Genomic DNA, 20,568 nt, shown 5'->3' with positions numbered 1-20,568 from the left:
CGCGCCCCTAGGCGGCTTCGCCCGCCCACCACTCGCCTGCGGCGGGCCACCTCCCCCGCAGGCGCGGGCACGTCGTGGTTGCTCGCGCCGTTCCCCGCGCCCCTAGGCGGCTTCGCCCGCCCACCACTCGCCTGCGGCGGGCCACCTCCCCCACAAGCGCGGGCACATCGCGGTTGCTCGCGCCCCTGGGCGGCTTCGCCCGCCCCAGGTCTGCCGCTACGCTTCCGCGGCCTCCGCCGCCCGTACCGCGTCGCGGTACGCGCGTGCCGCCGCTCGCAGTGCTGCCTCCGGGTCGATGCCCTGCGCCTCCGCGCGTAGGGCCAGTGCGAGGAGTTCGTGGCCCATGCCCCGGCCCTCGGGCATGTGGACGTCCAGGTCCGCCGTCCTTACCCGTGAGGCCAGCTTCGCGGTCAGGGCCAGGGCCGGCTGGCCCAGGGGGATGCCCTCTGTGACCGAGGTGCGCCGCTTTTCCTGTGCCTTGGTTCGGAGCCAGTGCGCCTTGACGTCCTCGGGGGTGTCCGCCGAGTCGTCGCCGAAGACGTGCGGGTGGCGGTGGATGAGTTTGTCGACGATGCCGGCCGCTACGTCGTCGACGGAGAACGGGGTCTCGGTGTCCTCCTCGGCGATGCGGGCGTGGAAGAACACCTGGAGCAGTACGTCGCCGAGTTCCTCGCGCAGTTCCTCCCGGTCGCCCTCCTCGATCGCGTCGACCAGTTCGTACGCCTCCTCGATCGCGTACTTCGCCAGGCCCTTGTGCGTCTGCTGGGAGGACCAGGGGCACTCGTCGCGGATCTGGTCCATGACCTGGACCAGGTCGAGCAGGCGCGCGCCCGGCAGGTCGTACGAGGCGGGGAGCAGTTCCAGGTCCGGCATCGCGACGCGGCCCGAGCCCGCGAGGCGGGCCAGGCCGTCGGTGAGGGAGCGGTCGCCCTCGGCGGTGGCGACGATCAGGACGGTGCGGCCGCCCGCGCAGGCGTCCACCAGTTGCTCGGCGGTGGGCGACGCGTGTGTCACGGTCACGCCCGCCTCGCGCAGATACGGCAGCTGGGGGTGGTCGGCGTCGGCGCACAGCACCTCGTCGGCGCCGTGCAGCGCCTGCCAGGCGGGCCAGGACAGGAGGCCGGGCGCGACGCGGTGGCTGGTGGTCAGCAGGATGACTCGGCCGACGGCCGCGGCGGTGGTGTCGTTCACCCGACGAACGTAACCCAGGCCGCCGCGGGCCCGCTGTCCGCTACGCCTCCCGGTCCCCGGCGGCCGCCCCGGAGGAGCCGGGCAGCTCGCGCACCCACGGCGTCTTGGCGTCCGCGAGCTTGTTCTTGTCGACGTCCCAGGTGCCGTACCGCGGGTTCAGGTCGATGTCGAGCTTCTTGGAGGCGGCGGTGAGGGACTTCCAGAACAGCTCCTGGCCCTGCGGCGAGTTCATGTCCACGCCCAGCTTCTTCGCGAGCTTCTGCGCCTCGATCTCCGTGCGCAGCGTCTCGTCGAGACGGGCCGGTGCGACGCCGTACTGCTGCAGCCACTCCCCCTCCAGAGCCTTCCTGCCGCCCGCCTGCTGCTCCATGCCCGCCCGCATGGTCTGGATGTCGCGGCGCGTGACGCTCACCCCGGCGTCGGTGGCCGCGCGGTGCAGGACCTTGTCGAGGACCATCGTGTGCAGCGTGGTGCGGGCGAGGCGGCCGGTCTTGCCGATGGCCTGCGCGTACTGCGCGTCGTCGGGGATGGCGGCCCGCTGCGCGTCGCGCACCTCGTTCACCCGGTTCTCCAACTGCGCGACCGTGATGCGGTCATGGCCGACGACGGCCGCGGCGCCTGGATGCGCCTCGCTGCCGCAGGCGGTGAGGAGGGGGGCCGCGGCGAGCGCGGCGGTGGAGAGGACGAGCGCGGTGCGACGGCTGGTGCGGCGGCTGGTGCGGCGGCTGGTGCGGCGGTGCAAGGTGGGCCTCCCTGCTACGAGTTTGTGCGTCGGTGCACAAACGTCCGGCAGTGATCGATGGTAGGCAGTGGCCGTCTTCTCGGCCAGCTATTCGACCAACGATTCGGCGGGAGTTGAGGCACCCAGGACCACCCGGGGTCACCCGGGGCTGCCCGTGGCTAGCCGCGCACCTGTCCCAGCCACTGGAGCGTCCGCCGGATCTCCGCGGGGAACGGGTGGCCGGGTCCGTGCAGCAGCTCCGCGTCGTGCAGCAGCCGCGCCAGCGTGTCGTGGGCGGCGGCCCGGTCGCCGAGGGCGAGCAGCAGCTGGCCCATGCGGCGGCGGATCTCCAGGGACTGGCGGCGGTCGTCCGTCGCGTACTGGTTCTCGTAGTAGGGGAGCAGCGCGCGGTACTCGGCGAGCGCGGCGGCCGGTTCGCCGAGCTGCTCAAGGCACTGCGCGGCCTCGTAGCGGAACTGGAGCGAGTGCGGGTCGGCGTGGCCGGACTCGGCGGCCCGCTCGTCGGCGAGGCGCCGCAGCTCGGGCAGGGCGCGGCGGTACTGGCCGTCGTCCATGAGCGTGGCGGCGTACTGCTTGCGGAGCGTGCGTACGACGGGTGAGTGCTCACCGTGCTCGGCGGCGGCGGCCGGAAGGATCGAGCCGAGGATGTCCACGGCCTGGGTGATGCGGCCCTCGCCGAGGAGCCGCTTGACGTCCTCGACGGCCCGTGCGACGTCCTGGCGCGGCGGCGAACTGGGCGGCTGAGCCGGCATGTCGGGGACGGGCGCGGGCGTCGTGGCGCGGTCCGGCCAGGGCGCGTGCGGGCGCAGGAAGGGCCGCGTGGGGTCGAGCGGGCGGCCGGAGGGGATGCCGCGGGCGGGCAGCAGCGGTGCCAGCTCCTCGTAGACCTGCTGGGCGCCGGCGGGGCGGTGCTGGGGGTCCTTGGCGAGCAGCCGCAGGACGAGGGACTCCAGGGCCTCCGGCACCTCGGGGCGCAGCCGGCGGACCGGGAGCGGCGGCTCGTAGAGGTGGCGGTGGAGGACGCCGAGCGCGGTGGAACCGGAGAACGGCACGTCGCCGCTGAGTAGTTCGTGCATCAGCACGCCGAGCGCGTAGAGATCGGTGTACGGGCCGACGGCGCCGCCCATCGCCTGCTCGGGCGCCATGTACGCGGGGCTGCCGATCGGAGAGCCGGTGTGGGTGAGGCGGGTGGTGTCGGTGTCCATCACCGAGGCGATGCCGAGGTCGAGGATGGAGATGGTGCCGTCCTGCTTGACCATCACGTTCCGCGGCTTGAGGTCGCGGTGGACGATCGGTACGGCGTGCACCGCGGAGAGCACGGCGCACAGCTGCGCGGCGATGGCGACGGACCACTGCCAGGGGTAGGGGTCGTGCTCGGCGAGGTGGTCGCCGAGGTCGGCACCGTCGACGTACTGCATGACGAGGTACAGGTCCTCGGCCTCGCTGCCCGCGTCGTGCACGGTGACCAGGCCCGGGTGGTCGACCTGCGCGGTCACGCGGCACTCGCGCACGAAGCGGCGGCGCAGCTCCTCGGCCTCGGCGCCCGCGACGCGGTCGGGGCGCAGCAGCTTCACGGCGACGCGGCGGTCCAGGCGCTGGTCGTACGCCGTCCAGACCTGGCCCATGCCGCCCTGGCCGATGAGTGTGGAGAGTTCATAGCGTCCGGCGACGACGCGTCCGCCGGCTCCGATCCCGGCCCCGACCCCGGCCCCGATCCCGGTCCCCGCCACCACGGTCAGCTGCCGCCTTGCTGCTTGCGCAGGTAGTCGCTGAGCTCGTCGAGCTCGGCGCGGACCTGGTGGATGCGGGCGGGCGCGGTGGGCTGGGGGGCGGCCGGGGCGGTCGGCTGCGGGGGCGCGGGCTGCTGCGGGGCCGGGGCCGGGGGCTGCTGGTGCGGGTAGCCGTACACGGGCTGCGCCTGCTGCGGTGCGTAGCCGTGGCCGTGGCCGTGGAAGCCCGGCGCCGCCGGCCGGTAGCGGCTGAAGTGGCGTATCTCCGCGAACAGGTAGTAGGCGACGGCCGCCATCAGCGTGCAGAGCAGGATGATCATGCCCGCGTTGCCCGGGCCCTGGAACTCGTCCTCGCCCGGGTCCATCCCGATCAGTACCAGGGCGGTGACGTCCAGCGCCGTCGCGACGCCGAAGAGGGCCCAGTCGTACGCCTTGCGGGTCACGATCGCGAGCCGCAGCAGCGTGGTCCACGCGAGCAGACCGCACGTCACCACCGCGAGGACCACGAAGAGCACGCGCAGCGTCACATGCGTGCCGCCGGAAGGGGGCGGCGGTTGCTGCGGCGCGTGGCCGTGGCCGTGCATGGCTGCTCCTGGGTACCTGAAGGACGAACGAATGCGGGATCGAGCGTATAGGCCGACAACGGGAAGCGGTCCCGGGTTGTACCGAACCGTTGTCGTACTGGTCACGGCCGTTGTCGCACCGGTCACGCCGCCGCGCCCGAGCACGCCCGCGTCACTCCGGCGGAAGCGTTCCCTCCGTCAGTCCGTCGTGCATGCCGCGCACGAGCCGCTCGCCGAGTCTGCCCGCGAGGCGCAGCGCGTCCTCGAAGGCGGCCAGCTCACGGAACCGCTCGCTGTAGCCGCGCTGCCCGGCGAGCGGCAGCCGGGGCAGCCGCAGACGGCGGACGTCGAGCCGGGCGGAGGTGGAGGCGTAGCTGCTGGCGCGGCGGTGGCCCGCGGTGCCGCGCAGGAACCCCGCGAGGAACCACGGGTCGAGCGCGGCCGGGTCGGGGCGCAGCAGGGTGAGGCCGCGGCCGAGGGCGGCGCCCGCGGTGGCCTCGTCGACGACGCGGGCCGCGGCGCCGCCGCCGAAGACGGGGACGACGACGTCGCCGGGCTCGGTACGCACGACCGCCTCGTCCGGCGTGCCTTCGCGGGCGGATCCGGAGGGGACGGTTCCGGAGAGGGCAGTTCCGGAGAGGGCCGGGGCCGTTCCGGAGGGCGCGCCGCCGGTCAGGACGTCGTGGTCGGTGAGGACGGGCATGCCGCCGCTCGCGGCGCCGGTGCCGGTGTGCAGGGTCAGGGCGCCCGCCCGGGCCAGCTCACCGACGGTGGTCGAGGGCGGGTGCGGCGCGTCGGCGGGCCCCGGCTCCGTGGACCCCGCGCCCGCGCGGCCCGCGTCCGTGGAGCCCGCATCTGCGGAGCCCACGTCAGCGCGGCCCACGTCAGCGCGGCCCACGTCAGCGCGGCCCACGTCTGTGGAGCCCGCGTCCGTGGAGCCCGCGCCCGCGCGGCCCGCGTCCGTGGAGCCCGCATCTGCGGAGCCCACGTCAGCGCGGCCCACGTCAGCGCGGCCCACGTCTGTGGAGCCCGCGTCTGTGGAGCCCGCGCCCGCGCGGCCCGCGTCCGTGGAGCCCGCAGCTGCGGAGCCCGCGAGCGACGGTGTCAGGTCGGCGGCCCTGCGCAGCGCCTCGCCGAGGCTCTCCCGTACGGTCGCCAGCTCCATGGTGCCGCCGCCCGTGGCCGGGGGCGGCAGCCGGCGGGCGGGGGCCAGGTCGACCTCGTCGTCGAGAAGTTCCAGCACCGGCACCGAGCGGGCGAGGCCGGGCCGCTCCTCGGCCGTGCCGTGCCGGTCGAAGTGGCGCCAGACGCCGAGCACGGCGTCCTGCACGGCGGGCCAGAGCTGTCGGTCGCGGCCATCGGCGGGGAGTGCCCCGGCCGCCTCCGCCGCCTCCACGAGGAGCAGCTCGGGCGCGGACGGCGCGGCCGGGCCCGGCCTGCGCAACACCCATACGTGCAGCGGCAGGTTGTACGGCGGCGCGGCGCCGGCGGGCAGGGCGATGACCGCGCGGAGGGCGCCCCGGCGCAGCAGGTCGGCGCGGATGCGGCGGCCCGAGCGGCGGGACGCGGCGGCGGGCGGCATCAGCAGGACGGCGGTGCCGCCGTCGAGGAGGCGGGCCAACGCGTGCTGGACCCAGGCGAGTTCGGACTCGGCGCGGGCCGGGAAGCCGTACTCCCAGCGGGCGTCGTAGGCCAGTTCGTCGTGGCCCCAGTTGCGTTCGTTGAACGGAGGGTGGCAGAGGACGGCGTCGGCTCTGCGGCCGTCGTAGGCGTCGGCGCGCAGCGTGTCGGCGGCCATGGTGCGCACGGTGGCGTCGGAGTGCAGGGCGAGGCGCAGCGCGGTGAGGGCGGCCAGTTCAGGGGCGCTGTCCTGGCCGTACAGGTACTGCTCGGGGCGCGGCGGGACCGCGCGCAGAAGGGCGCCGGTGCCCGGGATTCCCTTGCGTCACCACCTGCGTCACCACCTGCGTCTTCGCCGTACCGCGATCGCCGCCGTCTGCCTCGCCACCGCCGCCACGGCGGGCCTCACGGCCTGCGGCGGCGAGAGCGGTGACAAGGCCGCCAAGCCGAAGGGCCCCTTCGCCGGCATGTCCGGCGGCGAGATCGCCGACAAGGCCGTCGAGGCGACCTCGGGCGCCAAGTCCCTGAGCATCAAGGGTGTGATTCCGGACGGGGAAGCCGGTCTGCTGTCGATGGACATGGCCCTGGACACCAAGGGCAAGTGCGTGGGCACCATGGGCGTGGACAACGAGGGCTCGATCGACCTGGTCATCCCCGGCAAGGTCGTCTACATGAAGTACGACGAGAAGTTCCTGCGCGCCCAGAGCAAGGGCGAGCCCGCGGCCGACGTACAGGCCGCCGTGGACATGCTCGCGAACCGCTGGGCGAAGACGAAGGCGACGAGCGCCGACGCCAAGGAGATCGCCGGGTTCTGCGACCTCGACGCCCTGCTCGCCGACTTCAAGGGCGTCAACTCGGCGGCGCGCAGGGGCGGGACGACCACGGTCGACGGCACCCCCGCGATCAAGCTCACCGAGAGCAACGGCAAGGACAAGGCCACGATTTACGTCGCCACGGAGGGCAAGCCGTACCTGCTCAGGGTCGACACGAAGACCGACGGGAAGCCGGAGTCCCTGACGTTCGGCGACTACGACAAGCCGGTGAAGGCGACGCCGCCGACCGGCGACGTCCTCGACCTGGACAAGCTGGGCAGCAGCTGACCCCCCGCGCACTCCGCACACCCCGTACACCCCGTACGTGTGGGTGCTGCACGCTCACAGCACGTGCCGCACCCACACGTTCGGCTCGACGTACACGCCGTAGCCGCGCTCCGGTTCGCAGTGCACCGGCACCAGCGCGCCCGGCACCTCGACGGGGCCCGCCCGGTCGAAGGGCAGCCCCGTCCACTCGCGCCACTGCGCGGTCGACCCGGACACCGTCATGGAGGCGGGCGCGATCTTCTCGACGGTGCCGCCCGCGCGGACGTGCACCCGCAGCCACGGGTCGTACGGCAGCCCGTCCTCGCGCGTGCGGTGGGCGTACTCGTCGATCAGTGACGCCGGTTCGAGGTGCTTGGCGTTGGGGCGCACGGGCGCGACGACCTCGGAGAAGCCGCGGGCACGGGCGTTCTCCCGCATCGCCGCGAGCATCCGCCCCGATATGCCCCTGCCCTGCGCGGCGGGGTCGACGGTGATCTCGATGGCGCTCACCGTGTCGGGCTCCTTGCCGTGCCGCAGGTCGGAGAAGGCCCACAGCAGGACCTGGTCCCAGCCGCCGTCGGGCAGTTCGCCGTCCCCGCGGGTGCGTAGGGCGAGCGGCACGCTGAACGCTCGGGCCACGACCTTGCCGTTCCCGGCGCCGTCCACGCCGGCCCCGTCCGCCACGTCCCCGTCCGTGGCCACCAGGACGTACTCCGGGAACTCCGTCACGATGCGGCCGATCAGTGACCAGCCGACCGGGTCGTGGAGGATGAACTCGGGCCAGTCCCCTGCCATGCGCCAGAGCGGGTCCGCGAGGTCCGGCCGCTCGGCCAAGGTGGTGATCTTCAGGTCCATGCGGCGCACGGTACGCGCCCCGCGGGGTGGGCGGTATCCGATATCCGGTGGCGTTCCCTGCGGGTTCGTCGTGGCTGGTCGCGCAGTTCCCCGCGCCCCTTCAGGGCCTCTTCGGGACCTCTTCCGGGGTCGGAGTCAGCGGGCTTTGAAGCGGTTCGGTGCGGTGGTCGGGGCCGTTCCGGTCGGGAGTCTCTTGTCCGGGCAGGTGGAGAGCACCTTCTTCATGGCGTCCCGCTCGGCGCCGGTCACCCACACCCCGTACTTCTTCTTCACCCCGACCTGACCGGCCACATACGTACAGCGGTAGCTCTTGTTCGGCGGCAGCCAGGTCGCCGTGTCGCCGTCGCCCTTGCTGCGGTTGGGGCCCGCGTCGACGGCGACGAGGTTCAGCGGGTCATTGGCGAAGGCGATGCGCTTGCTCGGCTCCCAGCGCGCCGCGCCCTTCTGCCAGGCGTCCGAGAGGGCGACGAGGTGGTCGATGTCGACCTGGCTGCGGCCGCGCCGGAACGTCACGTCCTTGCCGGTGTAGGGGTCGGGCGCGAGCGTGCCGGTGGTGACCTGACAGTCCTCGCGCCGGTACGAGTCCTGATACGTGACGTCCTTCAGGTCCCGCTTGAGTATGTCGTCCCGGGTGGGACAGCCGTTGGAGTCCGTGTCGGCCCAGGCGCTGCCGAACCGGTCCCGGTCGTAACCCGTCTTCGGCGCGCGGCCCTTGACGGTGAGCGTGTCGACGGCCGCCAGCGCGGACCCCGCCTTCGCGTCGGGCCCGGCGGCGCCGCCTCCGCCCTCGCCCTTGCTCTCGAACTCGCAGCCGGTGAGCAGCGCGGGGACGGCGATCAGCGCGAGCAGCGCGGCGGTGGTGGTACGACGGTTCACCGCGCGGTCACCGTGGCGCCGAGGGCGAGCGGGGCGGGCGTGACGACCTCCGCGTAGACGCCGATGCGCATGTCGCGGGCGGCGGTGAGGGTCTTCAGGATGCGGGCGTCCGCGGGCAGTCCGGGCTGCGCCTGTGTGGTCATCACGCAGCGCTCGATCCGCTCGACGACGCGCAGCCGCAGCGGCTCCCGCTCCCCCGCGTCGCCGCCGAGGGTGATCTCGCGGCCGACCCAGCTCTCCTCAATCCACGGTTCGGCGGTCTCGACGACGATGTTCTTGCGCAGCCGCCGTACGTCGACGGGGTCGGCGTCGCCGAGCAGTTCCCCGAGGGCGCGCAGCGAGGCCGTGCCCACGAGGGAGACACCGGCGGCGTCCTGGTGGCTGACCTCGCCTTCGCGGGCCAGTTCGGCGCCGTCGCCGAAGAGTCGGGGGATACGGGGGTCGCCCGGGCGCAGTGCCGTGCCGTCCGGCGTGGTGACGACGGGGGTGCCGTCCACGTCGTATGCCGCGCGGTGCTCAAGGAGGCGCGGGGTGCGGCGGAAGCGCCTGCTGTTCTTGCCGCTGCCGAGCTTGCCGTCCGCGTACCGCAGGGCCCACAGCCGGTCGCCGACGACACCGCGCGCGTCGAAGTCGAGCCGCTCGCGCTCCTCCCCGAGCATCGACTTCACCGGATGACAGGCCAGACCGACGACCGTGAGCGGCACGGCGCTCTCCTCCCCTGAGTGAATTCTCCCGGCCCCACCGTAGCCCGTGCATACGTACATCCGTACGTACGGCTCGTCGGTCGACGCGTGTCTCCTTCTCCTCATCACCCGGCATTACCCGGCGGGTAATCGACCGTGCCCCCGCGCCCCGGCAGCATCAGTCATGTCGCAGAGACCGCACACCCGAGGAGAGCCCCATGTCCGCCACGCCCACCGCCGCCCCCGCGAACGCAGCCGACCGGGCGGAGGCCACCCGCGCCGCCGTCCAGGAGTTCCTCGCCGCCCGCGTCGCCGGGGACACGGCGCGCCTGACGGCCCTCTTCGCCGACGAGGTCGACTGGCTGCTCGCCGAGAACCCCGTCGTCCCGTGGATCAGGCCGCGGTCCACGGCCGCGGAGTGCGCCGCCCAGTTCACGGAGCTGATGGAGCACACCGTGCCCGAGGACGCCCGCGCCTCCGTCGACACCTTCCTCGTCGACGGCGCCGACGCCGTCCTGATGGGCCATGTCTCGGGCACCGTGCGGGCCACCGGCAAGTCCTTCGAGGGCCCCTTCGCGCTGCGCCTCACCGTCGAGGACGGCCGGATCACCCGCCACCACCTCTACGAGAACAGCCTGTCGATAGCCGAGGCGTGCGCCACGTGAGCCCCGCCGCCGGCTACGACCCCAGGATCGACGTCAGGAACTCACCGACCCAGCCGAGCAGTTCGCGGCCGACCAGCGGCTTGCCGCCGACCTTCGCGGTCTTGGGGCGCGGCACCAGGATCTGGTGGGCGTTCACCTTGATGACCGTCCCGGGGTAGAGCCGCTTGAGGCGCAGCTCCTGGGACTCCCGCAGCTCCACCGGCGCGAAGCGGATGTTGTTGCCCTGCAGGACGATGTCGCCCACCCCGCAGGCGCGGGCGAGCATCCGCAGACCCGCCACCAGGAGGAGGTTCTCCACGGGCTCCGGCAACTTGCCGTAGCGGTCGGTGAGTTCCTCGCGTACGGACTTGACGTCCTCCTCCGTGTTGGCGGAGGCGATGGCGCGGTAGGCCTGGAGGCGCAGCCGCTCGCCGGGCGCGTAGTCGTGCGGGACGTGCGCGTCCACCGGGAGTTCGATCTTGACCTCTAGGGGCGGCTCCTCCTCCACACCGCCGTCCAGGGACGCGCGGTAGTCGGCCACCGCCTCGCCGACCATCCGTACGTACAGGTCGAAGCCGACGCCCGCGATGTGCCCGGACTGCTCGCCGCCCAGCAGGTTTCCGGCGCCGCGGATCTCCAGGTCCTTCATCGCCACGTACATGCCCGCGCCCATCTCCGTGTGCTGGGCGATGGTGGCGAGACGCTCGTGGGCGGTCTCCGTCAGCGGCTTCTCCGGCGGGTAGAGGAAGTAGGCGTAGCCGCGCTCGCGGCCACGCCCCACGCGGCCGCGCAGCTGGTGGAGCTGGGAGAGGCCGAAGTTGTCGCCGCGCTCCACGATCAGCGTGTTGGCGTTGGAGATGTCGATGCCGGACTCGACGATCGTCGTCGAGACGAGCACGTCGAACTTCTTCTCCCAGAAGTCGACGACGACCTGTTCCAGTGCCTGTTCGGACATCTGGCCGTGCGCTGTGGCGATGCGCGCCTCGGGGACGATGTCCCGGAGCCGGGCCGCCGCGCGGTCGATGGACTCGACGCGGTTGTGGATGTAGAAGACCTGGCCCTCCCGCAGCAGTTCGCGGCGGACGGCGGCGCCGATCTGCTTCTCCTCGTACGGTCCTACGAAGGTCAGGACCGGGTGGCGCTCCTCGGGCGGGGTGGTGATCGTGGACATCTCGCGGATGCCGGTGACCGCCATTTCGAGCGTACGAGGGATGGGGGTGGCCGACATGGTCAGCACGTCCACGTTGGCGCGGAGCTTCTTCAGCTGCTCCTTGTGCTCGACGCCGAAGCGCTGCTCCTCGTCGACGACTACCAGGCCCAGGTCCTTGAACTTGGTCTCGGAGGAGAAGAGGCGGTGCGTGCCGATGACGATGTCCACCGAGCCGTCGCGCAGGCCCTCCAGGGTCGCCTTGGACTCGGTCTCCGTCTGGAAGCGGCTCAGCGCCCGTACGTTGACCGGGAACTGCGAGTACCGCTCGGAGAACGTGCCGAAATGCTGCTGCACCAGGAGCGTCGTCGGGACGAGGACCGCGACCTGCTTGCCGTCCTGCACCGCCTTGAAGGCCGCGCGGACCGCGATCTCCGTCTTGCCGTAGCCGACGTCGCCGCAGATCAGGCGGTCCATCGGGACCGTCTTCTCCATGTCGTCCTTGACCTCGGCGATCGTGGTGAGCTGGTCGGGCGTCTCCACGTACGGGAAGGCGTCCTCCAGCTCCCGCTGCCAGGGCGTGTCGGGCGCGAAGGCGTGGCCGGGCGCGGCCATGCGGGCGGAGTACAGCTTGATGAGGTCGGCGGCGATCTCCTTGACCGCCTTCTTCGCGCGCGCCTTCGTCTTCGTCCAGTCGGCGCCGCCCAGGCGGTGCAGGGTGGGGGCCTCGCCGCCCACGTACTTGGTGATCTGCTCCAGCTGGTCGGTGGGGATGTAAAGGCGGTCGCCGGGCTGGCCGCGCTTGGCGGGGGCGTACTCCACGACCAGGTACTCGCGGGTCGCGCCCTGGACGGTGCGCTGCACCATCTCGATGTAGCGGCCGACGCCGTGCTGCTCGTGGACGATGTAGTCGCCGGCCTCCAGGGTCAGCGGGTCGATCGTCTTGCGGCGGCGCGCGGGCATGCGCTGGCCGTCCTTGCCTGCCGCCTTCTGCCCGGAGAGGTCGGTCTCGGTGAGCACGGCGAGCTTCAGCGCGGGGTCGATGAAGCCGTAGTCGATCGAGCCGCAGGAGACGTGCACCACCGACGGCGTCAGCTCGGTGAGGTCCCCGTCCAGGCGGGCCGCGATGCCCTCGCCGCCGAGGACCTCCACGGTGCGGGCGGCGGGGCCGTGGGCCTCGGTGACGTAGACGGTGCGCCAGCCGTCGGCGAGCCAGCCCTTGGTGTCGGCGAGGGCCTTCGCGGTGTCGCCGCGGTACGTCTCCGGGGCGTGCATGCCGAGCTTGAGGGTGTCGTCATCCAGCTCCTCGTCGGCGGCGAAGGGGCTCACCGACCACCACATCATGCCGAGGTCGCGCGCGTGGTCCCGGACGTCCGCGATGCCCCACAGGGAGGCCGCGTCCACGTCGATCGGGGCGTCGCCGCCACCGGCCGTCGCCGCCCAGCTGGCCTGGAGGAACTCCTGCGACGTCGCCACCAGGTCGGCCGCGCGCGTACGCACCCGCTCCGGGTCGCAGACCACGGCCATGCTGTTCTTCGGCATGACGTCGAGCAGCAGCTCCATGTCGTCCACCAGGACCGGGGCCAGCGACTCCATGCCCTCGACCGCGATGCCCTCGGCGATCTTCCCGAGCAGCTCGCCCAGCTCCGGGTGCTGTTCGGCGAGGGCCGCCGCCCGCTCGCGCACGTCGTCGGTGAGCAGCAGCTCGCGGCAGGGCGCCGCCCACAGGCCGTGCTCGGCGACCTCCAGGGAGCGCTGGTCGGCGACCTTGAAGTAGCGGATCTCCTCGACGTCGTCGCCCCAGAACTCGACGCGCAGCGGGTGCTCCTCGGTCGGCGGGAACACATCGAGGATGCCGCCGCGCACCGCGAACTCGCCGCGCTTCTCGACCAGCTCGACCCGGGAGTACGCCGCCGCCGCGAGCGCCTCGACGACCGCGTTGAGGTCGGTGGTCTCACCGGCGCGCAGGGCCACGGGCTCCAGGTCGCCCAGGCCCTTGACCTGCGGCTGGAGGACGGAGCGGACCGGTGCGACGACGACGGAGACCGGGCCGGTCTCCGGGTCGTCCGGGCGGGGATGCGCGAGGCGGCGCAGGACCGCGAGGCGGCGGCCGACCGTGTCGGAGCGGGGCGAGAGCCGCTCGTGCGGCAGCGTCTCCCAGGAGGGGTAGTCCACGACGCCGTCCGGCGGCAGGATGGTGCGCAGCGCCGCGGCCAGATCCTCCGCCTCGCGGCCCGTGGCCGTCACGGCGAGGACGGGGCGGCCGGACTCGCGGGCCAGCGCCGCCACCACGAACGGGCGCGCCGCGGGCGGCCCGACCAGGTCGACGTGGGAACGGTGGCCGTCGGTGGCGGCCTTGACCGCCTCGGCGAGTGCGGAGTCCTTGACGACAGCGTCGAGCAGACCGTGCAGGCTCATGGAAGGCTTTCTCTCGGGCCGGGGGGCCTCCAGCGTACGACTCCGGGTCGGCCGGTGCGGGCCCTTGGCGCGGGGGCGCCTGGCGGAGTCGGGCCGCGCCTGACGCACAATGTTCCGATGGCGGGACGGCCGTCCTGCCACGGGGCTCCGCCCCGGACCCGCTCCTCAAACGCCGGAGGGGCTGATTCTGCTCCCCCCTCTCCGATCAGAAAGCGCACCCCATGCCCGGAGCACAGTCCGACGCCCCCGCGCAGGAGCGCGGCGACGAGCTCATACCGTCGCGGGACCAGGCCCGCCCCGGCCCCCGCCCAGGGCCCCGCGGCGCCCGGGACCGCGTGCCGTATCTTCTCGCCGCCGTGCTGTTCCTCGCGTACGCCGCGGTGTCCATCGGGCGCTACCGCCGTATGGAGAGCCGCTCCTGGGATCTCGGGATCTTCGAGCAGGCCGTGCGGGCCTACGCGCACCTCCAGGTGCCGGTCGCCGATCTCAAGGGGCCCGGCGCCAACATCCTCGGCGACCATTTCAGCCCCGTCACCGCGCTCCTCGCGCCCGCCTACCGCCTCTTCCCCTCCCCCGTCACGCTGCTCGTCGCGCAGGCGCTGCTCCTCGCCGTCTCCGCGATCCCCGTCACACGCGCCGCGACGCGGCTGCTGGGGCGCGGCTCGGGGCTCGCCGTGGGCGTCGCGTACGGGCTGTCCTGGGGCATCCAGCGCGCCGCCGACTTCGACTTCCACGAGATCTGCTTCGCCGTACCGCTGATCGCGTTCTCCCTCGAAGCGGTGGTGCGGCAGCGGTGGCGGGCCGCGCTGCTGTGGGCGCTGCCGCTGGTCCTCGTCAAGGAGGACCTGGGGGCGACGCTCGCCGCCATCGCGCTCGTCGTGGCGGTCCGGGCCCACCGGCGCGGCCACTCCAAGGCCGTGCCCCACGCCCTCGCCGTCGCCGCCTTCGGCGCCGTCGCCACGCTCGTCACCCTCACCCTGATCATCCCGGCGTTCAACTCGGGGGGCGCCTACGACTACTGGGAGAAGGTCGGCGAGGGCGGCGCGGCCGCCGGGGCGCTCGGCGGTCTCGACACGAAGCTGCGCACGCTCCTCTGGCTGCTGCTCCCCACCACCGGACTGCTCGCCCTGCGCTCACCGCTGCTCCTGGTCGCGCTGCCCACGCTCGGCTGGCGGTTCCTCTCCGCCGACGACCACTACTGGGGCACCGACTGGCACTACAGCGCCGTCCTGATGCCGGTGGTCCTGCTCGCCCTCGTCGACGCCGTCGACATCTTCCGCCGCAGCGAGCGGCCGTGGCTGCGCCAGTACGCCGACCGGCTGCCGGCCTGCGTCGCCGCCGCCGCGCTGGCCCTGACGACGTCCCTGCCGCTGGCGGGCCTCGCCGAAGCGAGGACGTACGAGAAGAGCGGGCGCGTCGCCGCGGTGGAACGGATGCTGGAGCGGGTGCCGGACGGCGCCACCGTCGAGGCGAACATCGGGCCCATCAGCAGGCTCACCTCCCGTACCCGCGTCTTCTGGGTGGGCGCGGCCCGCCCGGTCGTCCCCCAGTACGTCGCCCTCGACGTCCGGTCCGGCTGGACGAAGGACCCGGTCGCGTACGCCCAGAAGCTGCATCCGGGTGTGCGCTACGTCCATCAGGACACCGCCTACGGATACGTCCTGCTGCGCCGGGCCTAGACAGCACGGCAGGCCCCCGGCGGACGCTCGGCGAGTGTCCGCCGGGGGCCTGCTCCCCCGCTCCCCCGTCGCGGTGGCTATTCGGTGGCGATGGCGTTCAGGACGTTCATCCGGCCCGCCCGGAAGGCCGGGACCAGCGCCGCGAAGAGGCCCACGAACGCCGACCCGATGAAGACCCCGATGATCGTCGGCCAGGGGATCTCCAGGACCTTCAGGCCCTCAAGGGCGAGGAGCTTCTGTGCCGTCGCCCCCCAGCCCATCCCCAGGCCGAGGCCGAGCAGCGCGCCGAAGAGGGCGATGACCACCGACTCCATGCGGATCATGCGGCGCAGCTGGCGGCGCGAGAGTCCGATCGCCCGCATCAGGCCGATCTCCCGGGTGCGCTCGACCACCGAGAGGGCCAGGGTGTTCACCACACCGAGGATCGCGACGATGATCGCGAGTCCGAGCAGGCCGTAGACCATGTTCAGCATCTGGCCGACCTGGTCCTTCAGGGTCTGCTTGAAGTCGGTCTGGTCCATGACCTTGTACTGCGGGTACGCCGTCAGGGAGTCCTTCAGGGACTGGTAGGCGGCGTCCTCCTGGCCCTTGGCGGCCGTGGCGAACATGATGTCGTTCTGCGGCATCCGGTCCGCCGGGACGTAGCTCTCCAGGGTCGTGATGTTCGTGTACATCGCGCCCTTGTCGACCGTGCCGTCGTCCGACGTGATCGCCGCGAGCCTCAGCTCGGCCGTCTTCCCGTGCTCGAAGGCGACCTTCAGCTCGTCGCCGACCTTCAGGCCGTGCTTCTTGGCGAACTCGTCGCCGACCGACATGGCGTTCTTCCCGTACGCGGCGGACAGTTCACCGGCGACCGTCTCGCGGCGCAGGTCCTTGGCGTACGTCGGGTCGGCGGCGCTCATGCCGACGCCGTCCACGGTCTTGCCGTCGGGCGTCGTCATGTCCGCGTTGATCTGCTTGTAGCGGGTGATGTGGCCGATGTGGTCGGCCTTCTCCAGGGCCTGGGCGGCCTTCTCCGTGATGGAGATGCCGGGCTGGGTGGGCTCGATGATGAAGTCCGCGCCGACCGACTTGTCCAGCTCGTCCGTGGCGGAGGCGACCATGGAGGAGCCGACCACGGAGAGGCAGGCGACCAGCGCGAGGCCGATCATCAGGGCCGCGCCGGTGGCGCCGGTGCGGCGCGGGTTGCGCAGGGCGTTGCGCTCGGCCATCCGCCCGATCGGCCCGAACGCCCGGAGCAGCACCGCGCTGATGACGCGTACGACACCGGAGGCGAGCACCGGCCCGATGACGACGAAGCCGATGAGGCTGAGGACGACGCCCCCGCCCAGGAAGAGCGAGCCCTCCTTGGCCTTGTCGGCCTGCGAGGCGGCGTAGAGGCCGAAGGCGCCGGCGCCGGTGAGGACCAGGCCGATGGCGGCGCGCAGCGCGCTCGCCCGGCCGTCGGCCGGGGTGCCCGCGTCGCGCAGGGCGGCCATCGGGGAGACCTTGCCGGCCCGCCGTGCGGGGAGGTAGGCGGCGAGGACGGTGACGACGATGCCGAGGACCATGCCGACCACGGGCGTCGTCCAGCTGACGGTGAGGTCGCCGGTGGACAGCTCCATGCCCATGCCGGACATGAGCTTCATCAGACCGACGGCGAGGCCGATGCCCGCGCCGACTCCGAGGACGGACCCGAACACGCCGAGCAGTGTCGCCTCGACGAGCACGGAGCGGTTGACCTGCTTGCGGCTGGACCCGATGGCACGCATCAGGCCGATCTCGCGGGTGCGCTGGGCGACCAGCATCGAGAAGGTGTTGATGATCAGGAAGATGCCGACGAGGAAGGCGATCCCGGCGAAGCCGAGCATCGCGTACTTCATCACGTTCAGGAAGCCGCTGACGGACTCGCGGTTGTCGTCCGCGGTCTCCTTCTGCGTCCTGATCTCGTACGAGGCCCTGTCCAGGGCCGTCGCGACGTTCGCCTTCAGCCGGGTGTCGCTGACGCCCGCGCCGGCGGTGAGGTTGACGTGCGTGAACCGGCCGGTGGCGCCGAGCAGTTCACGCTGGGCGGTGGCGGTGTCGAAGTAGACGATCGCGGCGCCGGGGTTGGTCACCTTGAAGGTGGCGATGCCGGAGATCTTCGCGGTGTGGTCGCCGGTGGCGGCGATGGTGCGCAGCTCGTCACCGATCTTCAGGTCGTGCTTGTCGGCGGTGTCGGCGTCGACCATCATCTCGGTGGGGCCGCGCGGGGAGTGGCCGGAGGTGATGTCCATCGAACGCAGGTCGTTGCGCGTCCAGTTGCCCGCGATGGTCGGGCCGCCGTTGGTGGGCCCGACGTTCTTGTTCTTCCCGTCGACGACGGTCACGCTCTGGCTGCTGACCGCGCCCTCGGCGGCCTTGACGCCCTCGGCCTTCTTCGCCTCGCCGACCACGGAGGCGGGCATCGACTCGGGCCTGCCGCTGCGCGGCGCCTCGCCCGCGTTCTCGGCGGTCTTGGGGGTGACCGTGACGTCGGCGGAGGTCGCCGCGAAGAGCTTGTCGAAGGTGGTGCTCATGGTGTCGGAGAAGACGAGCGTGCCGCACACGAACGCCACCGACAGGACCACAGCCACCGCGGAGAGCGCCATGCGGCCCTTGTGCGCGAAGAAGTTGCGCATCGAGGTCTTGAGGACGGTCATGAGGTGCGACCCCGCGCGTCGAACGACTTCATCCTGTCCAGGACCTGGTCGGCGGTCGGGTGGTACATCTCATCGACGATCCGGCCGTCGGCGAGGTACAGCACCCGGTCCGCGTACGAGGCGGCGACCGGATCGTGCGTGACCATCACGATGGTCTGGCCGAGGTCGGTCACGGAGCGCCGCAGGAAGCCCAACACCTCCGCCCCGGCACGGGAGTCGAGATTTCCGGTCGGCTCGTCACCGAAGATGATCTCAGGCTGCGAGGCGAGCGCGCGGGCCACGGCGACGCGCTGCTGCTGGCCTCCGGAGAGCTCGGTGGGGCGGTGCTTGAGGCGCCCGGCCAGGCCCACGGTCTCCACGACCTGGTCCAGCCACCGCTTGTCCGGCTTGCGGCCCGCGATGTCCATGGGGAGCGTGATGTTCTCCAGGGCGTTGAGCGTCGGCAGCAGGTTGAACGCCTGGAAGATGAAGCCGATCCGGTCCCGGCGCAGCTGCGTGAGCTTCTTGTCCTTCAGGCCGGTTATCTCGCTCTCGTCCAGATAGATCTGTCCGGACGTCACGGTGTCGAGGCCGGCGAGGCAGTGCATCAGGGTGGACTTGCCGGAGCCGGAGGGGCCCATGATCGCGGTGAACTGCCCGCGGGCGATGTCCACATCGATCCGGTCGAGTGCGACGACGCGGGTCTCCCCGGAGCCGTACGCCTTCACGACCTGGCGCGCCCGCGCCGCCACGGCCGTACGCCCTCCAGTGCCCCCGTGCCTGGGTGTGGTCACAGCCGTTGTCACGGTAAGTCTCCTATATCGGTCATGCGGTAAGTCGGGTACAGGTACACAGCGGTAAATCGCGGTAAGTCGCGTGCGTTCGCCGTGCGAACAAGTCTGGTGTCGGCGGGGGTCCGGCGCGCTGGTGCTCAGCGCAGTCTTTTCCGGGGGAAAACCCCACCCTCCGCGGTGTGGCCCGCCGTAAAGCCAATCTAAAGACCGGACCGGGCCCGCTCATCCTCCGGCGGTACGAGCCCTCCCCGGTCCGAAGTACGGAGGTTCCCCTAGGGGATCTCCACCTGCCGGTGGAGATCGACTCAGGGTCGACCACACCCTGCCCTCCACCCCCGGCGGGTGAGAAAGTGGCCCGCAGCAACGGGTGTAGGGGGAACGGGGGAAGGAATCTTCGTGGGCACGCAGGACGCGATACGGAGCCGGGACGCGACACGGGGCCGGGGCGCGGTCGTCGCCGCGCTGATGCTGGCCATGGCGCTGACCGCCGTCGACTCCACGATCGTGTCGACCGCCGTCCCGCAGATCGTGGGCTCGCTCGGCGGCTTCCCGATCTTCTCCTGGCTCTTCTCCGGCTACCTCCTCGCGGCCACGGTCACCCTGCCCGTCTACGGCAAGCTCTCCGACACCTTCGGCCGCAAACCCGTACTCATCGCGGGCAGCGTGCTGTTCCTGCTCGGCTCCGCGCTCTGCGCCCTCGCCTGGAACATGGAGTCGCTCATCGCCTTCCGCGTCGTCCAGGGCCTGGGCGGCGGCGCCATACAGGGCACGGTGCAGACGCTCGCCGCCGACCTCTATCCGCTCAAGGAACGCCCCAAGATCCAGGCGAGGTTGTCGACGGTGTGGGCCACCTCGGCCGTCGCGGGCCCCGCCGTCGGCGGCCTCATCGCCTCGTACGCCGACTGGCGCTGGATCTTCCTCATCAACCTGCCGATCGGCGCGCTCGCACTCTGGCTGATCGCGCGCCACCTCCATGAACCGGAGCGGGAGACGGTGCCGCGCGGCCGCGTCGACTGGCCCGGCGCGCTCGCCGTCTTCGCCTGCGGCGGCGTCCTGCTGACCGCGCTCGTACAGGGCGGCGTCGCCTGGCCCTGGCTCTCCGCGCCCTCGCTCGCGCTGTTCGCGGCCGGGCTCGCCCTGCTGGCCGCCGTCGTCCTCATCGAGCGGCGCGCCGCGGAGCCGATCATCCCCGGCTGGGTCTGGCGGCGGCGCGCCATCGCCGCGGTGAACCTCGCGCTCGGCGCGCTCGGCCTCCTGATGGTCGCCCCCACGGTCTTCCTGCCCACGTACGCCCAGTCCGTGCTCGGACTCGCCCCCGTCGCCGCCGGGTTCGTGCTCTCCGTGATGACCCTGAGCTGGCCCGTCTCCGCCGCGCTCAGCCAGCACGTGTACCGCAGGATCGGCTTCCGCGACACGGCGGTCGTCGGCGTCTCGGCGGCCGCCCTGATCCTGCTGGCCTTCCCCCTGCTCCCCTACCCCGGCGACGCCTGGCAGCCGGCCCTGATCATGCTGCTCCTCGGCGCGGCCCTCGGCCTCTTCCAACTCCCCCTGATCGTCGGCGTCCAGTCCACCGTCGGCTGGTCCGAACGCGGCACGGCCACCGCGTCCATCCTCTTCTGCCGCCAGATCGGCCAGACCCTGGGCGCGGCGCTCTTCGGCGCGGTCGCCAACGGCGTCCTGAGCGCACGCCTCGGCGGCTCCGGCTCCCTCGACTCGGTCGCACGCGTCCTGGACGACCCCGATTCCGTGGCCGACCCGGACCGGCTTCGCCGAGCGGTGGACGCGGCGGTCGACACGGTCTACATGGGCGCGGCCTGCGCAGCGGTGCTGGCCCTACTGGCCCTACTTTTCGTGGCGCCACGCCGCTTCAAGACGGACGACGCGTAGGCGCGGGCCGCGGGAGACATC

At 72.4% G+C, this 20,568-nt stretch carries 14 protein-coding genes and 1 pseudogene; 4 read left to right on the top strand and 11 right to left on the bottom strand.

Annotated features, from left to right (window positions below; genetic code table 11):
• Positions 1–216 precede the first annotated feature (216 nt).
• From ACWDVB_RS06855 to ACWDVB_RS06835, 5 genes and pseudogenes are all read right to left on the bottom strand, one after another.
• The gene (locus ACWDVB_RS06855) at positions 217–1,191 is read right to left on the bottom strand and encodes a nucleoside triphosphate pyrophosphohydrolase (protein WP_451518016.1); all 975 of its coding nucleotides are present in this window, start codon (positions 1,189–1,191) and stop codon (positions 217–219) included.
• Between the two features lie 40 nt (positions 1,192–1,231).
• Positions 1,232–1,933, bottom strand: coding sequence for a SurA N-terminal domain-containing protein (locus tag ACWDVB_RS06850; RefSeq protein WP_451518015.1), 702 nt, complete (start codon positions 1,931–1,933; stop codon positions 1,232–1,234).
• A gap of 158 nt (positions 1,934–2,091) precedes the next feature.
• Positions 2,092–3,663, bottom strand: a complete 1,572-nt coding sequence (locus ACWDVB_RS06845; protein WP_451518029.1) for a protein kinase domain-containing protein — start codon at positions 3,661–3,663, stop codon at positions 2,092–2,094.
• A 5-nt stretch (positions 3,664–3,668) separates the two neighbouring features.
• Entirely contained in the window at positions 3,669–4,247 is a 579-nt protein-coding gene (locus ACWDVB_RS06840) for a hypothetical protein (RefSeq protein WP_451518014.1), read from the bottom strand.
• Between the two features lie 151 nt (positions 4,248–4,398).
• Positions 4,399–6,156, bottom strand: a pseudogene (locus ACWDVB_RS06835) (N-6 DNA methylase); the annotation flags it as partial.
• On the opposite strand from ACWDVB_RS06835, the gene ACWDVB_RS06830 reads away from it, so the two are divergent.
• Entirely contained in the window at positions 6,152–6,946 is a 795-nt protein-coding gene (locus ACWDVB_RS06830) for a hypothetical protein (protein WP_451518013.1), read from the top strand. The pseudogene ACWDVB_RS06835 and the gene ACWDVB_RS06830 overlap by 5 nt on opposite strands.
• A 54-nt stretch (positions 6,947–7,000) precedes the next feature.
• Here the strand turns inward: ACWDVB_RS06830 and ACWDVB_RS06825 are convergent, their stop codons facing one another.
• From ACWDVB_RS06825 to ACWDVB_RS06815, 3 genes are all read right to left on the bottom strand, one after another.
• Complete coding sequence (locus tag ACWDVB_RS06825) at positions 7,001–7,780, bottom strand: N-acetyltransferase (protein ID WP_451518012.1); 780 nt, start codon at positions 7,778–7,780, stop codon at positions 7,001–7,003.
• A gap of 135 nt (positions 7,781–7,915) precedes the next feature.
• Positions 7,916–8,656, bottom strand: coding sequence for an HNH endonuclease family protein (locus ACWDVB_RS06820; RefSeq protein WP_451518011.1), 741 nt, complete (start codon positions 8,654–8,656; stop codon positions 7,916–7,918).
• Positions 8,653–9,360: an MOSC domain-containing protein gene (locus ACWDVB_RS06815; protein ID WP_451518010.1), complete on the bottom strand. Its 708-nt coding sequence runs from the start codon at positions 9,358–9,360 to the stop codon at positions 8,653–8,655. The genes ACWDVB_RS06820 and ACWDVB_RS06815 overlap by 4 nt, the downstream gene beginning before the upstream one ends.
• A gap of 197 nt (positions 9,361–9,557) precedes the next feature.
• Between ACWDVB_RS06815 and ACWDVB_RS06810 the strand changes: the two genes are divergently transcribed.
• A complete protein-coding gene (locus tag ACWDVB_RS06810) occupies positions 9,558–10,004 on the top strand; it encodes a nuclear transport factor 2 family protein (RefSeq protein ID WP_451518009.1) in 447 nt (148 codons plus the stop codon).
• Positions 10,005–10,017: 13 nt separating this feature from the next.
• Here ACWDVB_RS06810 and mfd read toward each other — a convergent pair whose 3' ends face one another.
• A complete protein-coding gene (gene mfd, locus ACWDVB_RS06805; protein ID WP_451518008.1) occupies positions 10,018–13,548 on the bottom strand; it encodes a transcription-repair coupling factor in 3,531 nt (1,176 codons plus the stop codon).
• 221 nt (positions 13,549–13,769) lie between these two features.
• Here mfd and ACWDVB_RS06800 point away from each other — a divergent pair, with 221 nt between their 5' ends.
• Positions 13,770–15,227 carry a DUF2079 domain-containing protein gene (locus ACWDVB_RS06800; protein ID WP_451518007.1) on the top strand — a complete coding sequence of 486 codons (1,458 nt, stop codon included), beginning with the start codon at positions 13,770–13,772 and terminating at the stop codon, positions 15,225–15,227.
• A 77-nt stretch (positions 15,228–15,304) separates the two neighbouring features.
• Here the strand turns inward: ACWDVB_RS06800 and ACWDVB_RS06795 are convergent, their stop codons facing one another.
• On the bottom strand, positions 15,305–17,887 hold the full coding sequence (locus ACWDVB_RS06795) for an ABC transporter permease (protein ID WP_451518006.1): 2,583 nt from the start codon (positions 17,885–17,887) through the stop codon (positions 15,305–15,307).
• Positions 17,884–18,672, bottom strand: coding sequence for an ABC transporter ATP-binding protein (locus tag ACWDVB_RS06790; protein WP_451518005.1), 789 nt, complete (start codon positions 18,670–18,672; stop codon positions 17,884–17,886). The genes ACWDVB_RS06795 and ACWDVB_RS06790 overlap by 4 nt, the downstream gene beginning before the upstream one ends.
• 384 nt (positions 18,673–19,056) lie before the next feature.
• Here ACWDVB_RS06790 and ACWDVB_RS06785 point away from each other — a divergent pair, with 384 nt between their 5' ends.
• Complete coding sequence (locus ACWDVB_RS06785; RefSeq protein ID WP_451518004.1) at positions 19,057–20,547, top strand: MDR family MFS transporter; 1,491 nt, start codon at positions 19,057–19,059, stop codon at positions 20,545–20,547.
• Positions 20,548–20,568 lie beyond the last annotated feature (21 nt).

The sequence above is a fragment of the Streptomyces sp. NPDC003379 genome (assembly GCF_053589195.1).
This window is presented reverse-complemented; position numbering and strand designations above follow the sequence as displayed.

Excerpts from the sequence above, each read along its gene's own strand:
- ACWDVB_RS06825 (WP_451518012.1), bottom strand. The coding sequence starts at position 7,780 with ATGGACCTGAAGATCACCACCTTGGCCGAGCGGCCGGACCTCGCGGAC.
- mfd (WP_451518008.1), bottom strand. The coding sequence starts at position 13,548 with ATGAGCCTGCACGGTCTGCTCGACGCTGTCGTCAAGGACTCCGCACTC.
- ACWDVB_RS06795 (WP_451518006.1), bottom strand. The coding sequence starts at position 17,887 with ATGACCGTCCTCAAGACCTCGATGCGCAACTTCTTCGCGCACAAGGGC.
- ACWDVB_RS06840 (WP_451518014.1), bottom strand. The coding sequence starts at position 4,247 with ATGCACGGCCACGGCCACGCGCCGCAGCAACCGCCGCCCCCTTCCGGC.
- ACWDVB_RS06800 (WP_451518007.1), top strand. The coding sequence starts at position 13,770 with ATGCCCGGAGCACAGTCCGACGCCCCCGCGCAGGAGCGCGGCGACGAG.
- ACWDVB_RS06810 (WP_451518009.1), top strand. The coding sequence starts at position 9,558 with ATGTCCGCCACGCCCACCGCCGCCCCCGCGAACGCAGCCGACCGGGCG.